Here is a 24,521-nt window from a genome sequence, read left to right on the forward strand (position 1 = left end):
CAGGTGCCGGGGACATCAGCACCTGGATCAGGTGCAGGAGCAGCACGGGCAGCAGCAGCAGCAGCTGCTCTGGCCGCCGGAAGCGGACAGCTCGGTCAGGCCGTAGCCGGCCGTCACCGACGCGGGCACCACCTCGCCCAGGTCCACCAGCTCGAAGGCGCTGTCGTCCAGCACCAGGTCGTCGAAACCCTCCATGACGTGCATTCACCTCCCTTCCCGTTCGATGCCGATCAGTGGTCATCGCCGCACCGGATCAGGTGCAGGAGCAGCACGGGCAGCAGCAGCAGCAGCTGCTCTGGCCGCCGGAAGCGGACAGCTCGGTCAGGCCGTAGCCGGCCGTCACCGACGCGGGCACCACCTCGCCCAGGTCCACCAGCTCGAAGGCGCTGTCGTCCAGCACCAGGTCGTCGAAACCCTCCATGATGTGCATTCACCCCCATTCTTTTCTCGGTGCTGCCTCCCCTGTTTCGAGGAGGCAACAGTCACAGTGATTTCACCTCGGGCAGAACCTTGTCACAGAAGAGCTCCAGGGTCTGCCCAGCCTCGGCGAGCGGCATCGCGCCGAAATCGATCTGCCACAGGATTTCGTCGACGCCGCCGATGTGGTTGTTGAAGGCGCGGATACGGTCGATGACCGTGGCCGGTGAACCGACGATCGCACCGCCTTCGGTGAAAAGCTTGGCGGGCTGCAGGCCGCGCAGCATCCAGCCGAATCCGGAGTAGCCGCGGTAGGCCGAGGATTCCCGGCGGTCCCACGGGTTCACGGCCTCCGCCCACACGTCCAGGTAGCGACGCAGGTAGGTCGTGGCGATCTCCTCCGCGCGCTCGTCGGTCTCGGCGACCACCAGCGGCAGGCTGGCCGTGACCCGGGGGCGGAGCCCGGAGCCGCCGTGCGTGGCCTGGAACGCGTCGCGGTAGAGGGTCAGGTGGTCACGGAACTCGTGCGGCGAGATCATCGGGGTGATCAGCAGCCCCAGCCCTTCCGTGCCCAGCCAGGCGAAGTTCTCCGGGGTGCGCACCGCGGCACCCCACATCGGCGGATGCGGCCGCTGGGTGGGCCGCGGCAGTCCGGTCACGTCGCGATAGGAGAAGAACGGCGTCTGCTCGCTGACCTTCTCCTCGGTCCAGATCCGCCGCACCGCGCGGATGGTCTCGCGGAACCGGTCGGTGCTCTCGTCCATCTCCACGCCAAGCGCGTCGAACTCGTCGGGCAGGTAAGCCCGCGCGAAGCCCACGTCGAGCCGGCCGCCGCTGATCGCGTCCACCTGTGCGGCTTCCGCGGCCAGCTGGATCGGGTGGTGGAAGACCGGCAGCACGCAGCCGGTCATCAGCCGGACCGAACTCGTTCGGGCGGCCACGGCGGACAGGAAACCCAGCGGACTCGGGCAGTATCCGCCGTAGTGGTGGAGGTAGTGCTCGGTCATCTTGACGGAGTCCAGTCCGCCCGCCTCGGCCCGGACCGACAATTCCAGCGCGTCGCTGAAATAAGTCTGCGGAGATTTCGTCTCCGGCGTGCAGTCGGGAAGAAAGGAAAGCCCGAAGCGCACCGATACCACTCCCTAACAACCGGATATTCGCCAGATCGGCGGCTGGGGTTAACACCCGCACGATTCGGGGCCGCTCGGCGCCGTCGGGGTGTTTCGCAGCTGACGCTACATCGGGCCTGCGGGGTCGTCAATATTCAGGTGGCCAAGCCCAGTGCAGGCTCAAAAGCTCAACGGAAGCTCAAATTCATTCGGGCTCGCGCAAGTATCCCCGGAGATACCTAGGATGCCAGGAGTGCGTTATTGACGCCTCTGTCCGGCGCTGCAACGGTGTATATCCGTTGCCGACATGTGTGCGGCCGGCTCCTTGCTGCCGGGGTGAGTGTCCGGAAAGTCGCGAGACGACCCTGGAATAGGAAAGCCGCCGCACCTCCGGACGGGCATCGATGCGGGAAATCGCGCGGAACGGCGAGGGCCGGCTCCGTCAGTGACCTCGAGGCAGGAGAGGCGACGACTCCCCGTCGCGCCGAGGCGGTCGAGCCACGTGCCACTTCCGCGTGCGGAACGTCCACTCCACCCGACTGTGTACGGATGTGCAGCTATGACCTCCACGATGGACACGATCCACGTTGCCACCGCCGGCCGGCCGTCAGCACCGGCGCCCGCCAGGAAGAAGTCCGTACAGCTCGTCGAGTTCACCGCGATGCACGGCGTCCGGTACAGCGTCACTCTCGGCTATCTCAAGGCGACTTCGGTCGCTGACCCGGTCCTCGACGAGAGCTGCGACTTCCGGATCAGCGTGCGCGAGCAGAGCGGTGGCGTGCAGGCGATGACGGAGCTGCTCGACTCCTGGGACGAGCCGTTCGTCGTCGCGCTGACCGTGTTCTTCTGGAACCGCGCCCAGTCCCTGGAACTGGCCCGCCAGGTGAAGCAGCGGTGGCCGAACTGCCGTGTCGTGGTCGGCGGCAACGACGTCAGCCACCAGCAGGATCCACTCTTCACCGAGGCCCCCTGGGTGGACGTGCTGGTGCACGGCGAAGGCGAACTGCGCTTCCGAGACCTGATGCACTGCTTCCTCGTCGACGGGGACCTCGCCGCGATCCCCGGCATCAGCCACTGGTCCGACGGCGTCGTGGTCACCAACCCGGACGCGGACCGCATCACCGATCTGGAGCAGGTCGCCTCACCGATCCTCACCCCGGTGTACTCCGACGAGGAAATCGCGGGCTCGTCCATGATCGTCTACGAGACCAACCGGGGCTGCCCGTACAAGTGCGCGTTCTGCTACTGGGGCGGCGCGACGAACTCCAAGGTGCGGCAGTTCGATCTCGACCGGATCTTCGCCGAACTGGACCGGTTGATCCGGCTGATGCCCACGGACGCGACACTCTTCATCGCGGACGCGAACTTCGGCATCCTCGCCCGCGACCGGCAGATCGCGGAGCACATCGTGGAACTCTGCCGGCGCCACGACAAGCGGCTGATCATCAGCACGAACTGGGCGAAGAACGGCAACGATCGCATCGTGGAGATCGCGAGCATGCTGCACGCCGCCGACCTGACCGGTGCGATCACGCTGTCCGCGCAGTCCTTCGACACGGAGGTGCTGAAGATCGCCAACCGGGCCAACATCCGCACCGACCACTACCGTCGGCTGCTCTCCCGGTTCCGCGATCTCGACGTGCCCACCTACACCGACCTGATCTGGGGCCTGCCCGGCGAGACCTACGAGTCGTACCTCGACGGTGTCGAGGAGGTGCTGACCGCCGGCGGATCGCCGGTGATCTACCCGCTGCTCCTGCTGAACAACACCGACTACTCGCGGGAGTCCTTCCAGGAAAAGCACAAGGTGACGACGCGCTGGATGCCCTGCGACGTCACCAATCCCGACCTGGTCGCCGACGTCGTCGTCGCGCACGACACCATGACCGTCGAGGAATGGGTGCACGGCATGGGGTTCCGGGTGGCCATGACGCTGTTCCAGAAGATCCTGCTGCGCTGCGCGCTACGCGTCATCCACTCGACCACCGGTGTCCGGATGGTCGAACTGTGCGGGAAACTCTGGACGTTCCTGCTCGACGACTGCGCCGACCCGTTCCTGCGCGCCGTCGCCCGCAACGTCGCCGCCGCCCACGAGGAACCGACCGCCGTGGACATGGCGCTGCTCAGGACGGTCATCGGCGACCGGGTCGTCGTGCCCGAAGAGGTGCACTTCCAGGCGCTGCTGTGCCGCGCGATCACCACCGAGCGCGCCACGACGGACCTGCTCAACGCCGCGGTCGACTGGCTGTGCGCCGAGCTGGCCGACTCCGGATTCCGAGTCGACCGGGTGCTGGTCGACGGCGCGCTGACGCTCGACATCGCGGCGACGACGATCCTGCGCGCGAGCATGCGTGGGGACCTCGACGAGGCGCGGTTCGCCGTGCCGCGGCAGGCCTGGGACCTGCTCGTCACCTCCGGCGACGTGCCGTCGAGCCTCGACGCGACCGGGCAGGGGGGCACCGTGCGCGGCACGGTGTGGGCGCCGCCGCGCTGGGTCCACTACCCGATCAGCGTGTACGCGCTGTCGATCTGGCACGGCACCGGCCGGCCGCTGCACGACCTGCTGTTCGCACTGCCCGACCGGCTGCCGGCCCACCCGTTGACCGCCTGACCCCGTCGGCGGCCCACCCGCTCACCGCCTGACCCGGCCGGCGGCCCGCCACCGGGCTCGACCGGCCGGGCCTTGGCCAACCTGCGCGGATCCGGGTCAGAGCCAGCCGCGCGTCATCGCGGTCCTGGCCGCATCCGTCCGGTTTCGCGCGCCCAGCTTGGCCATGGCACTGGACAGGTAGTTGCGCACGGTGCCCTCGGCCAGGAACAGCCGCGCCGCGATCTCGGCGTTGCTCGCCCCCTCCGAGACCGCGCGCAGCAGTTCGCGTTCCCGGTCGGTCAGCGGATCGGCCGCGTCCCACGCGGCCACCGCCAGTTCCGGCGCGACCACCCGTTCGCCGGCGTGCACCCGGCGCAGGGCCGCCGCCAGTTCGCCGATCGGCGCGTCCTTGAGGACGTACCCGGCCACCCCGGCGTCGACCGCGCGCCGCAGGTAGCCACTGCGCGCGAACGTGGTCACGATCAGCACCCGCGTGGGGTCACCCAGGGCGTTCAGCTCCACCGCCAGGTCCAGACCGGTGCGGCCGGGCATCTCGATGTCGGTCACCAGGACGTCCGGGCGGTGCTCGCGCACTGCGGCCAGCGCGTCGTCGCCGTTGGTCGCGGTCGCCACCACCGTGATGTCCGGTTGCAGGTCCAGCAGGGACGCGAACGCGCCCAGGACCATGCCCTGGTCCTCGGCCAGCACCACCCGGATCATCGGGCCACCTCGACCGGCACCGTGATGGTCAGCGTCGTGCCGGCCGAGCCGGTGCGCTGCACCGCGCCCCCGAGCTTCGCGATCCGCTCCCGCAGCCCGGTCAGTCCGGTGCCCTCCGGAGCCTCGCCGCCGATCCCGTCGTCCGCGATCACCAGCCGCACCCGCTCTCCGTCCGTGTCCAGTCCGATGTGGCAGGTGGACGCCCGCGCATGCCGGGCCACATTCGTCACCGCCTCCCGCAACGCCAGCCCCAACGCGTGCTCGGCGGCCGCGATCAGGATCAGCCCGTCCTCGAAGTCCACCCGCAAGGTCACCCCGGTCCCGGCCAGCGCTCGCCGCGCCGCCTCCAGCTCCGCACGGATGTTGGTCTGCCGCCAGCCGGTGACCGTGCTGCGCACCGCGGCCAGGGCCTCCCGCGCGTTGCGTTCGATCTCCTCGGCCTCGGCGCGCGCCCGCTGCGGGTCGGCCAGCACCAGTTCCTTGGTCAGCTGCGCCCGCATCACCACCGCGGTCAGTGAATGCCCGAGCAGGTCGTGCAGGTCACGCGCGATCCGTTCGCGTTCCGTGATGGTCGCGAGCAGTTCGACCTGCGAGGTGCGTAGCCGCTCGTTCTCCAGCTCCTGACGCCGGTCACGCTGTTTGAGTTCGAGCAGCCCGATCACCCAGATCAGCAACAGCGCCGATACGAAACCCCACAGCCGGTAGGGCATCGGGACCTGCGACACCAGCGCCGTGACACTGTCCAGCACGGTCAGACCCGCGAACCACAGCCGGGCGTCGCGCCACGGCAGCGTGTCGCCCGCGACGGCCGCCGCGTAGATGAACAGCACGCTCGCGTTGGTGTTGAACGGCGCGGTCAGTGTGCCGATCGCGGCCATCGGCACGATCGACGACCAGATGTGGCTCGCGGACGGGCCGCGCAACAGCGCAGCCGCCCACAGCACGGCGGTGGCCGCGCACACCGCGATCGCCAGCGGCCACTCCCACCACCGCGGATCCGGTGAGAAGTAGGGCTGCGCCAGCACGAACAGCAGGTAGCCGAGGTAGACCCAGTCCCAGGTCCGCAGCCGAGCGGCCACGGACCCGGGAACGGGGGCGTCAACAGTAGTCATATCCGCGCACGACGATAGGACATGGTGGCCACCGCGGTGGCCACCGCGGTGGTGACCAGCAGGGCGAGCACGTGGATCACCACGGTGCCGCCGCCGAGTTGGGCGAGCCCGAGCTGCGCGAGGTGGTACGTGGGCAGGAACTCCGCGATGTGCCGTACCACCGAGGGCAGGAACTGGATCGGGATCCACAGCCCGGACAGCATCGCCAGCGGGAACAGCACCGCGTTGAGCAGCGCGATCGTCGCCCCCGTGCGGAACCGCAGCCCGACGGCCACGCTGAACAGCGTGAACGGGACGGTGCCCAGCAGCAGCACCGCCGCGACGCGCAGCAGCGCCCAGGCCGAGGCGTGCAGCGTGCCGAACGCCGCGGCCGCCACTCCCATCAGCGCCAGCACGCCCACCCCGTAGAGCAGCGCGGCGGCGGCCTTCGCGGCGAGGCTGATCCCGATCGGCACCGCCGAGACCCGCTTCATACGCAGCCAGCCCAGGTCCCGGTCCTGCGCCACCCCGATGCCCGGCTGCAGGGCGGCCACGGTGATCACCCCGTAGGTGCCGAAGGTGGCCACCATGGCCGTACCGGCCGAGAGCCCCTGTGTGGTGTCGTGCCCGTACACCAGGTTGAACAGGACGAAGAACCCGACGGGCATGAGGATGCTGAAGAACAGCGAGGTCGGCTCCCGCACGATCGCCCGCAGTTCGTCCCGCAACTCGACCCCGAAGATCCGTGCCGTCACCGCGTTCACGCCGCCTCCGCTCGGTCCGTCAGAGCGAGCACGGCTTCCTCCAGGCCCGCGTCCCGCACCCGCAACTCCGACAGATCCGGATCCCGGTCGAGCAGCACGCGCAGCAGGTCCTCGGGGGTGCGCGTCTGGATCCTCACCAGGTCGTGCTCGGGCGCGACCGACAGGACGCCCGGCAACCGGTGCAGTTCGTCGTGGTCGAGGCCGGTCCTGACGGTCACCGTGCGGTCCGGCAACCGTGACACCAGCTCATCCGGCGGCGCGTCCGCCAGGATCCGGCCGCGATCGAGCACCACCACCCGGTCCGCCACCGCGGCCGACTCCTCGATCAGGTGCGTGGTCACCAGCACCGCGGCGCCCTGCTCCCGGCGGCGCGCCAGGATCTGCCAGAAGTGCCGCCGGGCGTTCGTGTCCAGGCCGACCGTCGGCTCGTCCAGCACCAGCAGGACCGGCTCGGTGACCAGCGCCATCGCCAGCTGCACGCGCTGCTTCTGGCCGCCGGAGAGCTTCGACACCCGCCTGCCCTTCAGCTCGGTCAGCCCGAGTTCCGCCAGGACCGGACCGGCCGCCGACGCCCGCAGCCCACCGCGGACCGCGGCACCGGTCACCAGCTCGTTCACGGTCAGCGTGTTCGGAAAGCCCAGCGTCTGCTGCGCCACGCCCAGCCGCCGACGGGTCGCCGCGCGGCGCGGATCACCGCCCAGGATCCGTACGGTCCCGTGCTGGGGCGCGAGCAGCCCGACGGCTATCGTGACGAGGGTCGACTTGCCGGCCCCGTTCGGCCCGAGCAGTGCGACGCACTCCCCGGGATCGACCCGAAGGTCCACGCCGTCCAGCGCGACCGTCTCCCCGTACCGGTACCGTAGCCCCTCGGCTGTCATCACGGCCTGTGTCGTTCCCATGGTCACTACGCTCCCGCCCGTCGACCACCGTCGGTAGTGACGCCGCGTCACCGGCCCCGAATGACAAATGTCAACCGCTGGTGCGACTGGCCGGCTCGGCGGCGGGAGGTACCCCGGGCACGTCCGGCACGGTCGTCGGAGAACTACCGGGGCGTCGAACCAGCTCCGGGGTCGGAGCTGCGACAGTCGTGCATGCGCCGGTCGTATTCCATTTGATGTGCCCGGATCTGGTCCGTGTTCGCGACCGTCCAGGCGCACAACTGGCTGAAAGGCTCCCACAGGGAGCTGCCGAGCGGGGTGAGGGAGTACTCGACGCCGACCGGCGAGGTCGGCAGCACGCGTCGCACGATCATCCCGTTGCGTTCCAGGCGGCGCAGGGTCTGGGTGAGGACCCGCTGGGTCACGCCGTCGAGGTGACGCTTGATCTCGTTGAACCGCTTGGGCTCGTCGAGGACTGTGAGCACGGCCATCGACCACTTGTCGGCGATCTGGTCGAGGATCGGGCGGGTGGTGTCGTCGCATCGGTAGGCGATGTCGAGGGCGGCACTGGTCTCAGAAGTGGCCATGTTCGTCTCTTTCGTGATCCTTACGATGCTGAAAGTGCGACATTGATGCCGCGCATTCGGCCGAGGGACGGCGAGGGTGGGCGAAAGCGGTCAGCAGATGCCGTGGGTGATTGAAAGTCGGACCATGGTGACAGCGGGGGTGGAGTCGTCGTCGACCGCGTTGACGTCGCCAACACCCGTACCGGTTCGGACATCCGGCAGGTCGCGGCGGTGGCCGCCTCCGGTCGCTCTCTGGATTCCGGGACCAGCCCGGCGACCGCTCCACGAGTGGTTCTCGGGCCCGGCGGAGGGGAGTTCACGGCAGCGGCACTGACGGCCGGATTTCGTATCAGCGCTGTTCAACCAATCTGCGCGGAACGCGCGACGGCGGATCGATGAAGCGTGGCCTGTCGGCTGGACGCCGTGAGGCCGGACATCGTGAAGCTATGTACTTTGTGACGTTCGATCAATAGTTGGTCATGTTACCGAAACCTGACGGTTACATGACGAATGACTGACGCCGCGGCGGTACGCGTTCAGTCCGACCGCGTGGCGGCAACGGGGAGCGGTGCGCGCGGTCGGGCAGTCGACGTCGGCTCCCAGGGCCCCGGTCGAGGTCCGGGGAGGCGACGACGTCCCGCGGGCGATCAGCGGGTGGAGGCTGTGCCCAGCCACGACGGGATGGCTTCGTCCTCGCCGAGAACCCCCACGGTGCCGCAACGTGCTTCACGGCGAGCACGCCAAGCCCCATTGGCCCCGTAGCGAAGGCGGTGCATTCGGTGTCGACACCGCAGACCCGGCCGAAGCGTTCGAGATCTGGCACGAGGAGTGTGCCCGATCCAACGCCATCGTGGACGCCGCCGAATCCCTCGACGTCACCGGTCACTTCGGTAGGGACGTCTTTTCGCTCCGCTACATCCTCACCCACGTGATCGAGGAGTACGCCCGCCACAACGGCCACGCCGACCTCCTCCGCGAACGCATCGACGGAGCTACCGGGGAATGAGAGGCGGCCCCGGTCAGCTGCTCGCGCTCATCGACCAGCAAGCACCGCCCCTCGACCCGCCGAAGATCAGTTGTCCGGCCGGGCCGGGGGGTGAACTTGGACCGTTCAGTCGGACGAACCGCTCAGCTTGAGCCGGGGATTGAACGCGACCTTCCGTTTGCCGAGCAGCGGGATCGTCCCCTGCCAGCCGCGCACCGTTACCTTCGCGCGGAGGGTCACCTGCAGGTCCTCAGGTACACCGGTGTCCGCGAAGCCGGCCAGGACGCTCAGTTCGCGGTCGGCGCGCAGCGGGGTCTCGCCCGCGCGCTCGAACGTCCACTTGGCCAGCTGCATGTCCTTCCCGCTCGCCTGGAGCGTGGGGAAGTAGACGTCCTGCTCCGTGCTGCGTTCACGCGCGATCTCGGGGGCCAGCTTGGTCACCGTCTTGTCGAAGGAGAGCCCGCCGGTGCGCTTCCTGACCACCTTGACGGGCTGGTCCGCGACCTCGGAGCCGGGGCTGAGGTCCAGCACCCGGCCGGGCCTGACCGACAGGCTGACGCTCAGCCAGTGCAGCTCGCACTCGGGATGCGGGTGGCCGACGCACCGCAAGGGAATCTCGAGCACCACGCTGCCCGCGGGGGCACCGGCGTCCGGCTCGACGGGCCCGAGGCTCAAGGTGAACCGGTTGTCCTTGGCCAACAGGCGTACCTCCTTGTCGAGTACGGCCGACTCGCCGTCCCGCTCGCCCAACGCCGCCTCGTCCACCTCCATGTCGAACTCGACGCAGGCTGCGCCGTCGGGCACGTCCACCATTTCAGCTCCTCCAGATCTGAGGCTCGGTCAACCATCCCGGCGCTGCTGCAGATTTACCCGATCTGCGGGTTCAGGTCCAGTCTCCCACGACCACGAAGGCCCCCCAGTGGTAGAGGTGCCTCTGCGGGTCCGGCCCACCGGCGGACCTGAGGGCCGCCCGATGCAGGGCCAGCGGTGCACCGGCCCCCAGTTCCTCGTGGAAGGCGGTGAGCAGCTCGGCCGCGGAGTCGTCGGCGACCTGCCACTGGCTGACCACCACGCACGAGCTGCCGCCGAGCAGCAGGGCCCGCGTGAGGCCCACCGGCTCGTCCCCGGGCCGCTGCTCGTTGACCCCGGTCTCGCAGCCGCTGAGCACCACCGTCCCGCAGGCGGCGGTCTGTCCGCCGAGCAGGGCGGAGGCCCGCAAGCGGCCGTCCGCGAGATCCATGCCGCGCTCGAAGCCGTCCCCGACCGACAGGACGCCGTGGGCGGCGAGGTGGACCAGGCCGTCCTCACGCAGGGCCTCGCGCACTCGGGCCAGTGAAACGTTCGCCCCCAACTCGGCCTTCACTCCTAGGAGGTCGGCCACGACCCGGGCCTCGTGCACCGCCCTGGGCAGGTTCTGGCGCGGATCACCGAACACCGCCGCCCGCCCCCGCCTGGCCTCACCCGCCCGCCTGGGCCGCTGCCACAGCCCGTGCAGGATCGCCGCCGAGGGCGCGTAGCACACGGGGTTGCGCAACAGCAGCGGGACGCCGTCCACGGGCAGGGTGTGCAGCGGCAGTTGGTGCAGCAAGCCGTACGGCACCAGATGGACGAGATCCCCGGGAGCGGACCACTCGGCCAGCGGGGACACCAGCGGCGCGAGGCGATACCAGTCGCTCACGTCGCCCTCGTAGTCCTCCATCATCATCCGGACCCCGCCCGGCACCTGGAACCACATCCGGGCCGACTCGGCAAGCGCCTCGTACGACAGCGGCACCGCGGCCATGCGGGGTTCGTCCCAGTCCGACCGCAGTCCGTACACCAGCGTGCCGGCGGGCACGCACCGGTACTGCACGAGCAGCACGCGCCGCCCGTCCGCGCGCTGCTCCTCCGCCTTCAACGCGATGCGCAACCGCGCCACAGTCACGGGCCCGGGCAGCGGGATCCGACTGATCCGCCCTTCGTCGGACTCGCCGAGCGCCTCGACGCCGTCGAGCAGCGCCCGGGCCTTGGCCCGCTCCAGCCACCACAGGGCGGCAGAGCTGTCCCCCAGACGGTACTGCTGGAGTTCGAAGCCCAGCCGGTAGACCTCCTCCTTCCCCCGGACCGCAGCCATCCTGGCGGCCTGCGCGCGCTCCGGAGCGGTGTCCGCCACGGCGGCCTTCGACCTCAGTCGGTCGATCGCGACGGCAGCGGCGTCGAGGAGCCGGGCGCTCGCCATCCAGCGTTCCCGGCGCACCTCCTGGTCCGGGTGCCGGTCTCCCGACTCCAGGGCGTTGACGGCCCGGTGGAAGGAACCGCGCCACGCCTCGCCCGCGTAACCGGCCCGACGGCGCAGCTCGGACGCCTCCGCCAGCAGAGCGTTCGTCTGCTCATACGCGTCGGCTCCCATCCGGTTGACCTCCATCAGGGTCAGGGCCTCGAACGAGAGCGTGTCGGCGAGCAGGAGACCCAGACCGTAGCCGCGGCAGACCGCCTCGGCGAGCGTCAGATACCGGCCGCAGCCGTCCCAGTCCCGGCGGATGAACGCCTCCTGGTGCCTGAGGTGGCACAGCTTGACCAACTGAACGTGGGCCGCGAGGTCGGGCGGCGTCTGCCCGAGGAGCCGCTCCGCCGCGGCGAAGCGCTCCTCGATCTCGGCGGGGGACGACACGGGGACACCCCGGCCGGCGGCCACGGCCGCAACCCACGCCGCCGTGGCCAGGCACTGCGCCTCCTCCGACCGCAGGCCCTGCCGGTGTGCCTGCGCTGCGCCCTGCAGCAGGACGGACACCGCCTCCCCGGGGCCGGAGTCCGCCAGGTGGGTACCCAGCGACAGAGCCACGTCCGCCGCCAGTGGCGACGGATGACCGGTCGACGCCGGCCCGTCCTGGACCTCGCGCAGTGTCGCCGCAGCCTCCTCGGTCAGCCCCATCAGGGAGAGCGCCGCGCTGCGCTGCACCGCCTGGGCAACGGACTCCTGCATCGAGCCCGATTGCGGGGAGGTGTGCAGTTCGGTCTGGCCGAAGTGGCCGCGCCGGGTCAGGTCCTCCAGGAACGCCGCCTGACGGGCGCTCTCCGCCGCCCACATTCCCGACTGCTCGCTGAGGGCCTGCGCGCGGACCAGGTGCCGCTCGGCTCGGGCCGCGTCCCCGCGCACCAGGTGCCAGCTCGACAGAGTCTGGTGGACCGACAGCTCACTGCCGATGTCACCGCCTTCACGGAAGCCACGGACGGCGGCCCTGGCCATGCCCTCGCCCGCTGGGACCCCGTACCGCAGCAGCAGGTCCGCAGCCGTCCACCGCGCCCGGGCGCGGGCCATGACTCCGCCTCCCTCGCGGATCCGGTCCGCCACCGCCTCCAGCGCCCGTACTCGCGCGCCCCAGGACTCCGGCGGAGGAGGAGCGCTCCCGAAGGCGTTCGCCTCGAGGATCTCCTCCAGGTCGGCCTCGGCCTGGAGGAGGTCGCTCTCGGCCACGGACCACAGGTCACCGCGGGCCTGGGCGGTCTCCCTCGCCCGCCCCAGCCACTCTGTCGCGCCCCCCGGGTCGGCCGGTGCAAGTCGCAGCAGCCGGAACGCGCGACGCTGCACCCGCTCGGCCGAGCGCGGTGCACCCACCTCCCGGCACAGCCGTACGGCGGTCGCCGCGTGGCGCAGTGACTCCTCCCGGCGCTCCGGTCGGCCCCCTTCGAGGGAGAACAGCACCGCACTGACCAGACAGGCGAACTCGGCCGCCCCGGCCCGATCGTGCGGGGAGCTCTTCGGGGCAGCGGCCACCGCCTGGGCATCCGCCAGCAGCTGAGCCGCCAGGCCCGGCTTCGCCTCCGGCGCCCGGGCGAGCAGCGGCGGGTACCGCATCCACAGGCCGGCCGGGCTGGACGAGGCGAAGCACCCCTTGGCGCGCTGGACCATCGCGGCCGCCGCCCCGACCAGCCCTCGCTCCAGCAGCGAGCGCAGGACGACCACCCAGGCCGCCGCATCGCACCGCAGCGACTCCTCTCCCAGCTCCGAGACCACCCGCTCCAGCGCGCGGTACCGCCGCTGGTCCAGCAGGCTCTGGAGCACCGCGCCTTCCGCTGCTCCCGATCGCACCGACACCAGCTCCCCTTCCAAGGATGCGGCCGGGCCGGCCGCCGAGGGCGATCGAGCACTCCCCAGCGCCCGTCCCGGCATGCTCACAGCGTGTCCCGCACCTGCCCCGTACCGCAGGAAGTCCGCCGTATCGCAGCAGGACCCAGCGCAGGGGCGAGGAGGCCGACCGAGTCGCCCAGAGCAACATCTCCGTCCCTTCGGCCCCAGCTCTCACCGTGGATTACGACATGCTTCTCACCCAGGAGTGCGGCGCTGACCGCATCGACGATTACACCCGAGCCTGGGCGCTGTCCACCAAGGACGTCCTCGACCGGGTCAAGGGGAACGGGGACAGATCCGGCGCGACCCGTGGGACGACGGCCCCGCGCACCCCGGCGCTGTCCCTCCTCGCCTTCACGACCGGCACGGTCCTGGTCGCCCTCGTCCTGTTCCGCTGGGAGCACGCCGAGTCCCGCTGACGAGAGCACCGCACCCGAATCGGAAAGGCCCCGCCTTCCCGGACGAAGTAGGAAGACGGGGCCGCGGACGGGGCGTACGCGCGCACTCGAGGGCCCGGTCGGCCAACGTCTCTCGGTCCACCCGAATCCGACCCCGCGCTGGCGTCTACGCCGGGCTCCCGGCCGGGGAGTCCGAGCATCTGGTCGCGGACTGCCGGGCCGGCCGTCAGGACGGCTGTGATCCCCCTCTCGCGAAGTGCCCGGCAGTTAGTTGTTATCGCCACTGAGCCTGCCGGTCTCCTCTGATGTCGGCGCAAGAGGCGTCGGCCGGCCAGGGGCGGCGCGCGTGGAAGTACACGGCCGTGCAGCCGCTCCGAGCCGCCAGGAAGAGCCAGGAGCCTTTCATGCATTCCGTTCGTCGTAGGCGGAGGATCGCCGTCGTCATGGCCACCGGTGCCATAGCCATCGTGCTGAGCGCATGCGGTCCGGACAACGGCGGATACGTTGCGGACACGGCAGGTGCCCCGCCGGCGACGGCGGCAGCGACCGGCAACGCCTCCCCGGCGGCGTCCGCCTCCCCGGCGGCGTCCGCCTCCGCGACCAGTGAGGGAGCCACACCGCCTCCGGCCACGGCCGCGCCGACCAGTCCGACAGCCACCACCGCCCCCTCCAGCCAGGCCACGGCGAAGGCCCGGACCCGGACTCCGACCCCGAGCAGGTCCGAGGACCACCGGAGTTCGGACAGGGCGACGTCGGCCAACGCCCCGGCGAGCCCCGGTCGCACGACGTCCGCGCCGGCCCCGGCGAGCCCCGACACCACGGGAGCGGACCGGGCCGCCGGCAGTGCCGAGGCGCTCTCGTTGAAGCTGATCAACGAGGAGCGTGCCCGCAACGGCGTCCCAGCCCTCGTCGTCAAGGCCGACCTGACGGACTTCGCCGTGCAGTGGACCCGCCACATGCGCGAGACCGGGTTCGCCCACTCCGAGAACGCCTCCGGTGCCGGGCCCAGCCTCACCGGTAGCCGGACGCTGACCGGAGAGTGCATTGTCATGTGGAGCGACGCCTCGCTCACGGGGGAGCAGGCCGCCGAGCGGTTCCAGGAGATGTGGACCGAATCCCCGGGGCACCACGCCGCTCAGATCAACCCCCGTTACAAGGAGATCGGTATCGGCCTCTACCACGACTCCAGCGGCTGGTGGGGCGTGCACGAGTTCGCAGGCTGACGCAGGGCACCGGTGCCGGTCCGGGGACACCGCGGAGCATCCCCGCCACGTGGTCAGCACGGAGACGGCATCACCGACCGGCTTCGACCCGAGGACGAAGAACGGCGCGGACATGACGGCCAGGAAGCTTCGCCATCGTCGAACGTGCTGGTCGGGGGTGCTGGCGCGGCGGTTCTTCGGGGCACGGGTGCTGTCTCCGGAAGCGGGGAGAGGGCGGGGGAGTCGCCCGGGACCTCGTGGGCCGGGCGGCTTGTGAAGATGCCGCGGCGGCGGGCGGGGAGGTCCCGCCCACCGCCGTGTGGCGTTGGTGTCGGGCGCGAAGCCGCCGGTCGTTCAGGCCGACGCACGGGTCGCGCAGTTCGCGGCGCCGGCGACGGCGAGGTAGTTCGGGTGATGCCGACGAGCCCATCACGCTTCGTCACCACCGACTACGGGACAGAGCCATTCGTCGGCCAGGAGTCCGACACGCTAGACGGGGGCGTGACCTCACGCAGGAGCATGTGTCCAATATGTGGCATTTGATACGTTTTTGGCCATGCTGAGGATGGTGGACGTGACGGTGAGACCCGCGATTGGATTCTCGGGCATCGCCCGGGCGGGTAGTGGCCGACGTGTGCGAGGCAGTCATGGGCCGGCCGATGCACCGGCACGTCACCCTGACGCGTCCCGGGTTCCGGGTCCCGGCCGTCTGGTCGCGAGCGGATATATCGGCACCCGTAGACGATGCCGCCTGCCACGCGCGGTCTGCGCCATGGTCCTTGCCCTCGCATCCGCGCTGACCTGGGTCGTGACCGGCCCGTTGGACACCGCCCGGGCCGCGACCGCGTGTACGGCGACCTTGTGCGTCCTCAACGCGAGCGCCGCGGACGCTCTGTACGTCCACCCCGGAAGTGTCCAGGTCACCGGCAGCATTCTGGTGAACTCGACGAACAGCCAGGCGGCGCTCGTCAGCGGCGCCACCTCGGTCATCGCGAACGGGGGCACCATCGGCGGCCCGGCGGCGCCGGGCGGCTTCGCCACGTCGAGCGGCGGATCGTACAGCCCGGCCCCGACCAACCAGCCCGCCGGCACCGACCCGTATGCCTCCCTGGCCCAGTGCCCGGCCGCGTCGGCCTGTCCCACGACACCGAGCCCGCCGTTCCCCACTGTCAACCACATCTCCGGGAACCAGACGATCAGTCCGGGGGTGTACTCCAGCATCTCGTCCCTGGGGGGCATGCTCACCCTCAATCCCGGCACGTACGTCATCACCAGCACCATCGGTCTGACGATCTCGGGCGGGAAGCTGAACGGCACGGGAGTGACGATCTACCTCGCCTGCCCCTCCTACCCGACTGCGTGTGCGGCGGGCACCAGTGGTGCGCCCTTCGCCGTCCAGAGCGGAGGCAAGACCACTTTCAGCGCACCGACCACGGGGGCCTTCACCGGTCTTTCGGTCATCGCCGACCGCAACAACACCGCGGGGGTCTCGGTCGCGGGGAACGGCACCTGGCTCACCGGCGGCGGCGTGCTCTACACCGCCGCGGGGAAGCTGACGGCCGCATCCGGAGGTAAGGCCAGCTTCACCGGCGCGGTCGTGGACAGCGTTGAGACCAGCGGCAGCAACAGCTCCCAGATCAGTGTCATTCCGACCACGGGCACTTTGTCGATCAGCGTGCCGGCCCCCGCGGGCCTGGGCAGTGCGGCGCCCAGGGGCACCGTCAGTGCGGCCCTCGGCTCGGTGACCGTCTCGGACCAGCGAGGACTGAGCACCAGCTCGTGGACGGCGACGGTGTCCGCCACGAACTTCACCACTGGCGGCGCCACCGCCGCCGAGACGATCACCACCTCGAACGTCGACTACTGGTCCGGAGCCGCGACGAACACGAACGGAACCGCGACGGCCACACCGGGCCAGAGCACCGCCGCGGCCGAACAGGCGCTCAGCAGCGCGAGAACCGCCTTTACCTCCAGCGGAAGCGGAAGTAACTCCACGAGCTGGATCCCCACGCTGGTGGTCAACATCCCCGCCGCCGCGGTTCACGGCACCTATACGGGCACCGTGACCCACTCCGTCGCCTGATGTCGCGATCCCCTGCCGATGAACGCGGTCCGGGCGCGCGTCGGGTTCAGCTCGCCCGCCAGCGGCGAGCCATCCGGAAGCCGCAGGCGACCAGGAGAGCGACGGCTGACACGCCCACGGCAATGCCCGGCAGCATCGAAGCGGACTCCGTCCCGTTCGGTGTGACCGACATGCCGGTTTGGGAGCCGTTGGGGAAGGTGATCGTGGCCGTGACGGTGCGTTGGATCAGACCGCTGGCCAGTGTGAGGTGGACCTTCCAGGGGCCGTTGGGAAGCTGCTTGTCCAGGGGGACGGTAACGGGCTCGGTCTCACCGACGCCGAGCGTGGTGCCGAGGTTCGCAGTGAAGGGGCCGGCGGTGAGGGACCCCGGTCCGTCGGTCATCGACATCGATCCGGTCAGGTCGAGGGCGCGCTTGCCGGTGTTGTGGACCTTGGCGACCACCCTCGGAGTGCCGTCGGGGGCGCGCGCGGGAGTCAGCTCCTCGATCTGGAAGTCGGACGGTGGCTCGCCCCCTGGACCGACATCGAGGTAGATCCGGACTCCCACCCTGTTGACCAGGCGGACGTTCGCAGCCGGCCCGGCAGCGCCCGCGACCTGCGCCCACAGGACTGCGTACCGTTCGCCGGCGGACGCCTTCGGCGGCACCCGGACGGTGACTCGGACCACGGCCGTGCCGTGCGCCGGGACGTCACGCACGGCGGCGGACGGCGGCGTGGACGGCCGGGTGGACCCTTCCGTCTGCTGCGTGCCGCAGCCCGTCGTCTCACTGGACACATCCGAGTCCGAGACGCAGTCGTCCACGGAGACCCAGGTCGTGAGCTCGTTGGGGGTGCGGTCGGCTTCGACGGTGAAGGCGCCGCCGTTGACCGCGGCGGAGCCCGCGTAGAGGTCGACGTGCTGGTCGACGTCGGAGGTGTTCGTCACCTGCAGTCGGCGGTGGATGACGCTGCCGGGCGCCAGGTGGTCCACGATGTACATGTGTGCGCGCGGGTCGGGTTCGCGGTCCCGGGGCGCTTCGAGCAGCTTGAGGCCGATGCTGCCCTCGGCGGCGGAAGGTGGCGTCTCGCGCTGGGTGGCGGCCGCGGCCGTGCTCGGCCCGAAGGCCAGTGCGAGCACCGCCGCGGCAGTACACAACAGGCGTGCCGGGCTATGCGATCGAATGTGTCACCGTCCCGGTGTAGGCGCCGTTCACCGCGCTGTTGGGGATCGCGATGACGAGCGTGGGGTTCCATGTCGCGGAGTTGTTGCCGGTGCCCCCGGTGAGGCTGTAGGCGGTGCGGCTGACGTCGAGGGTCTGCGCCTGGCCCGCCGTGGCCTGACCGGGCGTGAAGACGCCCAAGCCGGTGGTGGAGCTCGCGGTTCCCGACCAGTAGGAGACCGCGCTGGCCGGGATCGTCTCCGCGGCCGTGCCGCCGCCGGTCTTGAAGCTGGTGGAGATCACGGACGCGGTCCAGGCGGCCGTGAGCAGGGCTCGGGTATCGGTGACTGTGACATTGCCCAGTTGTCCGCTGAGGGTGTTTCCGGGCAAGCCGCTTCCCAGGCCCGCCGAGCCCGGGACGGAGATCGCTAACGAGCCGCCCGAGACCGAGAACGTGACCGTCGTGTCTCCGGGTGCGGCGCTGGCCACTCCGGCGACAGCGACAACGGTCGCGACTCCGGCGACCACGGAATATCGGATGCGCATGGGCTTCCCTTCGTCGTCCAAGCCTGGAACGGCGATTACCCAGCTACCGTCCAGTGGCGATACATATGATTATCCGCATGCACACAGCAATAAAACTCCATTCACTCGACCAGCCGAATGCGACCACGACGGGCTGGTCCTCCACTCGGTCGGATCGGGAAACGAACACATCATCGCCGATCGGAAGGGCTTACGAAATGAAGTCATATGAGACTCACTTGACCGGATCTCGAAGGGCGAAGTCTGATATTTCGCTCCAATCCATGTTTTTGACGCCGACCCAGCGGGGATTGTACGTGTGCAGCGCGATCGCGAAAGCGATATCGGCCTGAGCCTGCGTGTCGCGGTATCGGACCGGCTGCACCGCCTCTCTCGCCTACGGGCCGGACGTCGGTGATGCGTGTCGTGTCGGCGCTCCGGCTCCCGCGGTGTCCTCAGGAAAGGTGTCTGATGTCCCACCGCCCCGGCCGCCTCAGGCGGCTCTATCGTGCGCTCGTCGTCCTGGCCCTGACGGCTGTGGTCGGCGCGCCCGGCACCGTCGCCTTCGCCGGCTCCCCGCACTCTCCCGGATCCCTGCGCCCGGGGGTGAAGTCCTGCCTCCGGCACCGGGGGCCGGTGGGGCTCGTGCGCTGCCTCGGGAACCACCACCGACCGAGCGCGTCACAGCCCCGCCTGACCTCTACCATCAACGAATTGGCGACACCCACCGCCAATTCGGCCCCGGTCGGCATCACCGCCGGGCCGGACGGCGCCCTGTGGTTCACCGAGAACTCCGCGAACGCGGTGGGGCGCGTCACCACGACCGGCACGTTCACCGAATACGCGGTGCCCACCACCGGCGCCGGGCCGGCCGATATCGTCGCCGGGCCGGACGGCGCCCTGTGGTTCACCGAGTCGAACGCCGGCAACATCGGCCGGATCACCACCGGCGGCACGGTCACCGAGTACGCGGTCCCGACCTCGGGCGCCTACCCGTGGGGCATCACCGTCGGGTCGGACGGCGCCCTGTGGTTCGCGGAGCCGGGCGCCAACCAAATCGGCCGGATCACCACCGGCGGCACGGTCACCGAGTACGCGGTCCCGACCGCTGGCGCCTACCCGCTGAGCATCACCGCCGGGCCGGACGGCAACCTGTGGTTCACCGAAGTGCTCTCCGGAAGCATCGGCCAGATCACCACCGGTGGCACGATCACCGAGTATGCGGTTCCCTCGCTTCTCTCGCTGCCCATCGGCATCACCGCCGGCCCGGACGGCAACCTGTGGTTCACCGACGCCGGAGCGGCGCAGATCGGACAGGTCACCACCGCGGGCGTGTTCACCGGCTACGATCTCACGGATGCCGTCTTCCCGTTCCCGTGGGGCATCACCGCCGGGCCGGACGGCGCCCTGTGGTTCGCCGAGAACGCCGGCAACGACATCGGTCGAATCACGACGTCGGGGACGATCTCCGAGCTGGCGATCCCGACCTCCGGCGCGAGCCCGTTGGAAATCACCACCGGATCCGACGGCAACCTCTGGTTCACCGAGAACTCCGCGAGCCAGATCGGACAGGTAGTCCCCTGACGGGACCGGCAAGGTGAACAGTCACCCAGCCGGGCCGCTCCCGCTCCCGCCATGGACTGGGCGGGAGCGGTCGCCGGCGGGCCGAGGTCGGGAAGCTGGACGACCCGACCCGGTTCTGACCCGATCCCGGGATCGGGATGACCGGATCCGGTGGCAGTCGGATCGCAAGTCCGATCAGTGCGTGCTACGAGGCACGAAAGTGTTCCGGAGAGGTACATATGACTATGCGCAGCTGGACGGCCTGACAACCATCAGGTTGCGTTGGGACCTCGACCGCGGCCATCGCCGCAGCTCCGTGCCGGAGCCGAGGGTTGACGCACATCCGCGGCCCCATGCCCCCGGAGCTGCTGAGTTCCCCGCGCAGTAGCCGGACCGCCTGCTCCAGGCGGCCGTGACCGCGGTGGACTGTGGGGGGAGACCGGGCGGCCAGCCAGCGGACAGATGCGCGCGATGTGGAACGCCGGCGACATCCCCGGCCGCATCATCGAGATCATCATCCCCAGCGGCTTCGAACGCTACTTCCGCGACCTCGCCGACCTGATGGCCGACAGCACCACCGACCGGTCCGCCTACCTCGAACTGGCCGCGACCTACGGGCTGACCTACGGCCACCCCGACTGGCTCGACGACGTCGTCCAGCGCTATGGCCTCACCCCGCCGACCCACTGACCCACACTCAGAACCTCTTCGTGGCAGAGGGCGTCCGGCCGGAGCGAAGCAGATCGAGTACAGGATCTACCGGGTCCCGTAGACCGCGCCATTCGGCTCGGCAACGGCCAGATTCCGGTGGTACCACCGGCGCAGTGCACCACCGGCCGCCGGACCGAGAACGTGGAGGCAACGCCGTCGCGCAGGGCCCGTCCGAGGCGACCGACGTGGCGGATCCGGTGGCGGTGGTGGAGCGCAGCCTCGCCGCCGCCGGCGAGGGGACGTCGGCGGGGAAGGCGCAGGCGGAGCCGGCCGGCGCCGGATGGGCTGCCGGCGGTTCCGGGGGGAGCCCGGTTGCACTGCTGCGCAGTCCCGGGTGCGTCTCGCGGACCGCCCCGAACGCGCTGGCCTGACCCGTCGCCTGGGCCCGTTTTCCTCGCCCGGGTTCCGGGCGGGCAGGGCGACGGCGGCGCGGGGATCCGACCAGATCGCCTCCGCCGGCCGGGCGCCGACTCCGCCGGTAGATCCTCGAACACCGAACGTGCCGCTCATGCCCGGGAGTTGCCGGCCGTGACAGGTCCGTCATGCACGTGTCCTCGAAGTCCTGCAGTGAGGCCAGGTCCATCACCCGAGCCACCGGAGACCAGTGGTCGAACTTGTCGGATCATCCGTGATCTGCGGGGCCGGTTGGGGCAGGCCGTGGCCGACGGCGCCGGCCGGATGATCCAGTTCGAGCCGGGTGAGGTTGAACTGGAGGTCTCCCCGGCGCTGGAGCGGTCGGGGGAGGGGCGCCGGGGTGTGTTTCTGGGGCGTGGAGCTGGGACCGGTTCGAGGAGATCGACACTGCCGACGAGGCTCGCCCCGGCCTGGTGGCGGCTGGCCCGCGCTGGCCTCTGCATCGACCGATGGGCCGACGGTGACCCCAGGAGCCCGAGCCGCACCGCGTTCTGACACACCCGAAGCAGCCGCCCCGGGAACCGGTGAGAACCGTTCCGGGCAGCAGGTGAGTTGCAGCGCCGACACCGAACCGGCTGGTGAGAAACGCCCGGAAGGCTGGTGAGTCTCCGCGCTCGTGGCCCGCCGGGTCCCGTCACGGCGGACAGTACTGGCGTTGCCACGCTGATGGTCGGTGCCGGCACGGTTGTGTTCTCGGCGTCATTTTCCGCGAATTCTCGTCGTCCGGGGCGCGTGAAGTGCGTACACGCTCCGGCGTATGCGGACCATCCGCCGGGCTCTCGTAGCGCAGATATATTATCGTCTTTAGCTCTTGTGAGCCATTTACGTTCGCCCGGATCTCCGGTTCACTGTGAGAGACGGCTTCTGCCGCGCCACCGGTACCCATTCCAAGGCCTGCGACCGGTAAGGCGCCCTCAACCTACCCGATAGATCTCGGCATCGCTTGGGGTGGCGGCATGAACATCTGTTTTCTCACGAAGTACCCGCCGATCCAGGGCGGGGTCAGCATGCACTGCTACTGGGCCGCCCGCGGCCTGGCCGAGCGGGGACACCGCGTCTTCGTGGTCACGAACGCCGACGAGGTGGAGGAGACCTTCCGGATCCGGATACCCGAGACCGACCGGGTCGGGAGTGGCGCCTACGCACCGGAGTTCCCTGAAAGCGGCGGGCGCGTGATCGTCACCAGCACGCAGCCTCCCGATCGGCGCGAGCTCTACTACGTCCCGCTCGGCAATCCGACCGTCAGCCGGCTGGCAGGCCTGGCAACCGAGCTTATCCGCGCGCACGACTGTGAAGTGATCTTCTCGTACTACCTGGAGCCGTACGGAGTCGCGGCCCACCTGGCTAGCCGGTTCACCGGGGTGCCGTACGTCTTCAAGCACGCGGGCAGCGACCTGCACCGGCTCATGCGGCTACCGGAGCTGCGGACCACCTACACCGAAGTCCTGCGCGGCGCGAACCGCCTGATCTCCCGGGGGCCCTCGCGCACCCGGTTGCTGGAGGCGGGGGTGGACGAGAGTGCGATCACTTCGTGCGCCGCCTTCGGGTTGCCCACCGACCTCTTCACCCCGGTCGGCCCGTCCCGTCCGCTGTCCCAGTGGATCGCGACCGGCCCGGAGCCGGCCCGGCCGGTCGACAGCGGACTGCCCGTCCTCGGGATCTACGGCAAACTCGGCGAGTTCAAAGGGTCGTTCGACCTGCTCCACGCCATGCGGCGGTTGTTCTCGGACGGCTTCAGATTCAACCTGGCGGCTGCCGTACAGGGATGGCAACAGGACGCCTTTACCCGGCTGGCGGGCCGGCTCGGACTCGCCGACCACGTCCACCTCATCCCGTTCATGCCGCACTGGTCCATCCCTGAGTTCATCCGCAGCTGCACCGCCGTCGCCTTCCTGGAACGAGACTTCCCGATCGCGGCGCACACTCCGACCATCCCATCGGAGATCATCGCCTGCGGCGGATGCCTGATCGTGTCCACCGAGGTCGCGCGAAAGCAGCTCTTCCGGGCCGCGATCCGGGACCGCCGCAATGTCGTGGTCACCGATCCGCTCCGCCACGACGAACTCGCGGCGGCCCTGCGCTACGCGCTCGAGGACGGCGCGCGGGCCCAGGACATCGGCCGCCGGGGACACGTGGAACTGGACTACGAACCGACCTATGAGTCCTACGTCGGGGAACTCGAGCAACTGCTCATCAGCGTTGCCGCGGAGCCGACCGGCTCATCCTCCCCGAGCCGAAACCCCGACACCGCCGGTGCCGACCCGGCCGGGGTGGCGCAAGCCCTGCCGGGCCTCTACCCGCGCACCCAGGCCTTGCTGACGGCCGACGACGAGCGGAGGCTGCACCGGGCGGCACAGGTCGACGGCAGCCATCGCGACGCGGCGGACCGGCGCGCCCTCGCGTTGAGGGTCGGCCAACTGCTCCTCAGTGTCCTGCCGCCGCACGCCGTCGTGGCCCGCGAGGTGTGCCGGTACGAGTACAAGATCCATGAGTGGACGCGCGACGCGACCAAGGACAAGCCGACCACCCCGTCGGTAGCGGAACTCGGCTGGCGCGCACGGCCCGACCAGGCGCGGCCACGACTCGTGGGCCAGGCGGAGATCGTCGAGTTCAGCTGCGATGTGGAACCGGTGCTCGAGGCGCTGGCCGCCGGGCGCGAGGCGCCGGCCGGAGAGGGGCCGCTGAAGGTCCTGTTCCACGAGGCGACGGCGCCACTGCGGGTGAGCGAGCCCACCGCGTGGGTCGTCGAGCTGCTCCGCGCCGGGGACCTGACCGTCGATCAGATCGCCCACCTGGCGCGCGAACGGTACGACGCGATCGGTCCGCACTCCGACCGGACGTCGGCGGCACAGTGCCTCGACGTCCTCGAAGGCCTCTACTGGGAGGGGGTGGTCACCTTCGGCTGACGCAGTGGCGCACACCGGCCGTGCCCGCGGCGCGCGCCGGGGAGAACGGCAGAGCCCGTCCGTACACCGGACGATCGCGAACGACGAAACCATGAAAGGGGAATGACATGAGCGACCAGAACAAGAGCCAGAAGATCGAGGTGCGAGGCAGTGTCGACGCCGCGAAGTACCACGCGGCCAAGGCGCTCGGCGGCGAGAACACGATGTTCGAGCTGCGTGCGATGAAGCCGAACCGCGGATCCAACGCGGCGGTGGCCAACTGCATCGTGTGCCTGATCTGCATCGTGTGCGCGGCCGGTTCGCCCGCAGCGGCGTGAGCCGTCCCGATCGCGACGACCTGGTCGGCGCGTGA

23 protein-coding genes are annotated in these 24,521 nt (G+C 70.1%); 10 read left to right on the top strand and 13 right to left on the bottom strand.

The window, feature by feature from the left end; genetic code table 11:
- Positions 1–27: 27 nt before the first annotated feature.
- The 3 genes from ACWCYO_RS14005 to ACWCYO_RS14015 are packed head-to-tail and all read right to left on the bottom strand — an operon-like array spanning position 28 to position 1,547.
- The gene (locus ACWCYO_RS14005) at positions 28–204 is read right to left on the bottom strand and encodes a thiomuracin/GE37468 family thiazolyl RiPP peptide (RefSeq protein WP_270149015.1); all 177 of its coding nucleotides are present in this window, start codon (positions 202–204) and stop codon (positions 28–30) included.
- A gap of 49 nt (positions 205–253) precedes the next feature.
- Positions 254–430, bottom strand: coding sequence for a thiomuracin/GE37468 family thiazolyl RiPP peptide (locus tag ACWCYO_RS14010; RefSeq protein WP_270149016.1), 177 nt, complete (start codon positions 428–430; stop codon positions 254–256).
- Positions 431–482: 52 nt separating this feature from the next.
- The gene (locus ACWCYO_RS14015; protein ID WP_270149018.1) at positions 483–1,547 is read right to left on the bottom strand and encodes an LLM class flavin-dependent oxidoreductase; all 1,065 of its coding nucleotides are present in this window, start codon (positions 1,545–1,547) and stop codon (positions 483–485) included.
- A gap of 550 nt (positions 1,548–2,097) precedes the next feature.
- Between ACWCYO_RS14015 and ACWCYO_RS14020 the strand changes: the two genes are divergently transcribed.
- The gene (locus ACWCYO_RS14020) at positions 2,098–4,137 is read left to right on the top strand and encodes a radical SAM protein (protein ID WP_270149020.1); all 2,040 of its coding nucleotides are present in this window, start codon (positions 2,098–2,100) and stop codon (positions 4,135–4,137) included.
- 96 nt (positions 4,138–4,233) lie between these two features.
- Here the strand turns inward: ACWCYO_RS14020 and ACWCYO_RS14025 are convergent, their stop codons facing one another.
- From ACWCYO_RS14025 to ACWCYO_RS14045, 5 genes are all read right to left on the bottom strand, one after another.
- A complete protein-coding gene (locus tag ACWCYO_RS14025; RefSeq protein ID WP_270149022.1) occupies positions 4,234–4,836 on the bottom strand; it encodes a response regulator transcription factor in 603 nt (200 codons plus the stop codon).
- On the bottom strand, positions 4,833–5,948 hold the full coding sequence (locus ACWCYO_RS14030; protein WP_449784383.1) for a sensor histidine kinase: 1,116 nt from the start codon (positions 5,946–5,948) through the stop codon (positions 4,833–4,835). Before ACWCYO_RS14030 ends, ACWCYO_RS14025 begins: the two co-directional genes overlap by 4 nt.
- Positions 5,945–6,691 (bottom strand): ABC transporter permease, encoded by a 747-nt coding sequence (locus ACWCYO_RS14035; RefSeq protein WP_449784384.1) that lies wholly within the window; start codon positions 6,689–6,691, stop codon positions 5,945–5,947. Before ACWCYO_RS14035 ends, ACWCYO_RS14030 begins: the two co-directional genes overlap by 4 nt.
- Complete coding sequence (locus ACWCYO_RS14040) at positions 6,688–7,590, bottom strand: ABC transporter ATP-binding protein (protein WP_449784385.1); 903 nt, start codon at positions 7,588–7,590, stop codon at positions 6,688–6,690. Before ACWCYO_RS14040 ends, ACWCYO_RS14035 begins: the two co-directional genes overlap by 4 nt.
- Before the next feature lie 143 nt (positions 7,591–7,733).
- The gene (locus ACWCYO_RS14045) at positions 7,734–8,156 is read right to left on the bottom strand and encodes a winged helix-turn-helix transcriptional regulator (RefSeq protein ID WP_270149027.1); all 423 of its coding nucleotides are present in this window, start codon (positions 8,154–8,156) and stop codon (positions 7,734–7,736) included.
- 700 nt (positions 8,157–8,856) lie between these two features.
- On the opposite strand from ACWCYO_RS14045, the gene ACWCYO_RS14050 reads away from it, so the two are divergent.
- Positions 8,857–9,141 (top strand): mycothiol transferase, encoded by a 285-nt coding sequence (locus ACWCYO_RS14050; protein WP_449784386.1) that lies wholly within the window; start codon positions 8,857–8,859, stop codon positions 9,139–9,141.
- Between the two features lie 105 nt (positions 9,142–9,246).
- On the opposite strand, the gene ACWCYO_RS14055 is transcribed toward ACWCYO_RS14050, so the two are convergent.
- Both ACWCYO_RS14055 and ACWCYO_RS14060 read right to left on the bottom strand, forming a co-directional pair.
- Positions 9,247–9,933, bottom strand: a complete 687-nt coding sequence (locus ACWCYO_RS14055; protein ID WP_270149028.1) for a hypothetical protein — start codon at positions 9,931–9,933, stop codon at positions 9,247–9,249.
- A gap of 70 nt (positions 9,934–10,003) precedes the next feature.
- Positions 10,004–13,195, bottom strand: a complete 3,192-nt coding sequence (locus ACWCYO_RS14060; RefSeq protein WP_449784387.1) for a CHAT domain-containing protein — start codon at positions 13,193–13,195, stop codon at positions 10,004–10,006.
- Between the two features lie 221 nt (positions 13,196–13,416).
- Between ACWCYO_RS14060 and ACWCYO_RS14065 the strand changes: the two genes are divergently transcribed.
- Positions 13,417–13,647: a hypothetical protein gene (locus ACWCYO_RS14065; RefSeq protein WP_270149031.1), complete on the top strand. Its 231-nt coding sequence runs from the start codon at positions 13,417–13,419 to the stop codon at positions 13,645–13,647.
- Between the two features lie 253 nt (positions 13,648–13,900).
- On the opposite strand, the gene ACWCYO_RS14070 is transcribed toward ACWCYO_RS14065, so the two are convergent.
- Positions 13,901–14,500 carry a hypothetical protein gene (locus ACWCYO_RS14070; RefSeq protein WP_449784388.1) on the bottom strand — a complete coding sequence of 200 codons (600 nt, stop codon included), beginning with the start codon at positions 14,498–14,500 and terminating at the stop codon, positions 13,901–13,903.
- On the opposite strand from ACWCYO_RS14070, the gene ACWCYO_RS14075 reads away from it, so the two are divergent.
- Both ACWCYO_RS14075 and ACWCYO_RS14080 read left to right on the top strand, forming a co-directional pair.
- Complete coding sequence (locus ACWCYO_RS14075) at positions 14,487–14,849, top strand: CAP domain-containing protein (protein ID WP_270149033.1); 363 nt, start codon at positions 14,487–14,489, stop codon at positions 14,847–14,849. The two genes, ACWCYO_RS14070 and ACWCYO_RS14075, sit on opposite strands and share 14 nt — an antisense overlap.
- 751 nt (positions 14,850–15,600) lie before the next feature.
- Positions 15,601–16,911, top strand: coding sequence for a hypothetical protein (locus tag ACWCYO_RS14080; protein ID WP_449784389.1), 1,311 nt, complete (start codon positions 15,601–15,603; stop codon positions 16,909–16,911).
- Positions 16,912–16,957: 46 nt separating this feature from the next.
- On the opposite strand, the gene ACWCYO_RS14085 is transcribed toward ACWCYO_RS14080, so the two are convergent.
- Both ACWCYO_RS14085 and ACWCYO_RS14090 read right to left on the bottom strand, forming a co-directional pair.
- The gene (locus ACWCYO_RS14085; protein ID WP_449784390.1) at positions 16,958–18,046 is read right to left on the bottom strand and encodes a peptidase; all 1,089 of its coding nucleotides are present in this window, start codon (positions 18,044–18,046) and stop codon (positions 16,958–16,960) included.
- Positions 18,047–18,059: 13 nt separating this feature from the next.
- Positions 18,060–18,617 (bottom strand): hypothetical protein, encoded by a 558-nt coding sequence (locus ACWCYO_RS14090; RefSeq protein ID WP_449784391.1) that lies wholly within the window; start codon positions 18,615–18,617, stop codon positions 18,060–18,062.
- Positions 18,618–19,289: 672 nt separating this feature from the next.
- Between ACWCYO_RS14090 and ACWCYO_RS14095 the strand changes: the two genes are divergently transcribed.
- The 5 genes from ACWCYO_RS14095 (at position 19,290) to ACWCYO_RS14115 (ending at position 24,486) form a co-directional block, all read left to right on the top strand.
- Positions 19,290–20,159, top strand: coding sequence for a Vgb family protein (locus ACWCYO_RS14095; RefSeq protein WP_270149039.1), 870 nt, complete (start codon positions 19,290–19,292; stop codon positions 20,157–20,159).
- A gap of 441 nt (positions 20,160–20,600) precedes the next feature.
- The gene (locus tag ACWCYO_RS14100) at positions 20,601–20,828 is read left to right on the top strand and encodes a hypothetical protein (protein ID WP_449784392.1); all 228 of its coding nucleotides are present in this window, start codon (positions 20,601–20,603) and stop codon (positions 20,826–20,828) included.
- Between the two features lie 588 nt (positions 20,829–21,416).
- On the top strand, positions 21,417–21,758 hold the full coding sequence (locus ACWCYO_RS14105; protein ID WP_449784393.1) for a trypco2 family protein: 342 nt from the start codon (positions 21,417–21,419) through the stop codon (positions 21,756–21,758).
- A gap of 461 nt (positions 21,759–22,219) precedes the next feature.
- Positions 22,220–24,169 (top strand): glycosyltransferase, encoded by a 1,950-nt coding sequence (locus tag ACWCYO_RS14110; RefSeq protein ID WP_270149042.1) that lies wholly within the window; start codon positions 22,220–22,222, stop codon positions 24,167–24,169.
- Positions 24,170–24,276: 107 nt separating this feature from the next.
- Positions 24,277–24,486: a hypothetical protein gene (locus tag ACWCYO_RS14115; RefSeq protein ID WP_270149043.1), complete on the top strand. Its 210-nt coding sequence runs from the start codon at positions 24,277–24,279 to the stop codon at positions 24,484–24,486.
- Positions 24,487–24,521: the final 35 nt, after the last annotated feature.

The sequence above is a fragment of the Kitasatospora sp. NPDC001683 genome (assembly GCF_053596495.1).

Bases quoted from the DNA above. Each gene is read 5' to 3' on its own strand.
- ACWCYO_RS14005 (WP_270149015.1), bottom strand. From the start codon at position 204: ATGCACGTCATGGAGGGTTTCGACGACCTGGTGCTGGACGACAGCGCC.
- ACWCYO_RS14010 (WP_270149016.1), bottom strand. From the start codon at position 430: ATGCACATCATGGAGGGTTTCGACGACCTGGTGCTGGACGACAGCGCC.
- ACWCYO_RS14020 (WP_270149020.1), top strand. From the start codon at position 2,098: ATGGACACGATCCACGTTGCCACCGCCGGCCGGCCGTCAGCACCGGCG.
- ACWCYO_RS14025 (WP_270149022.1), bottom strand. From the start codon at position 4,836: ATGATCCGGGTGGTGCTGGCCGAGGACCAGGGCATGGTCCTGGGCGCG.
- ACWCYO_RS14030 (WP_449784383.1), bottom strand. From the start codon at position 5,948: ATGACTACTGTTGACGCCCCCGTTCCCGGGTCCGTGGCCGCTCGGCTG.
- ACWCYO_RS14040 (WP_449784385.1), bottom strand. From the start codon at position 7,590: ATGGGAACGACACAGGCCGTGATGACAGCCGAGGGGCTACGGTACCGG.
- ACWCYO_RS14045 (WP_270149027.1), bottom strand. From the start codon at position 8,156: ATGGCCACTTCTGAGACCAGTGCCGCCCTCGACATCGCCTACCGATGC.
- ACWCYO_RS14055 (WP_270149028.1), bottom strand. From the start codon at position 9,933: ATGGTGGACGTGCCCGACGGCGCAGCCTGCGTCGAGTTCGACATGGAG.
- ACWCYO_RS14065 (WP_270149031.1), top strand. From the start codon at position 13,417: ATGCTTCTCACCCAGGAGTGCGGCGCTGACCGCATCGACGATTACACC.
- ACWCYO_RS14080 (WP_449784389.1), top strand. From the start codon at position 15,601: ATGGTCCTTGCCCTCGCATCCGCGCTGACCTGGGTCGTGACCGGCCCG.
- ACWCYO_RS14100 (WP_449784392.1), top strand. From the start codon at position 20,601: ATGCGCGCGATGTGGAACGCCGGCGACATCCCCGGCCGCATCATCGAG.
- ACWCYO_RS14110 (WP_270149042.1), top strand. From the start codon at position 22,220: ATGAACATCTGTTTTCTCACGAAGTACCCGCCGATCCAGGGCGGGGTC.
- ACWCYO_RS14115 (WP_270149043.1), top strand. From the start codon at position 24,277: ATGAGCGACCAGAACAAGAGCCAGAAGATCGAGGTGCGAGGCAGTGTC.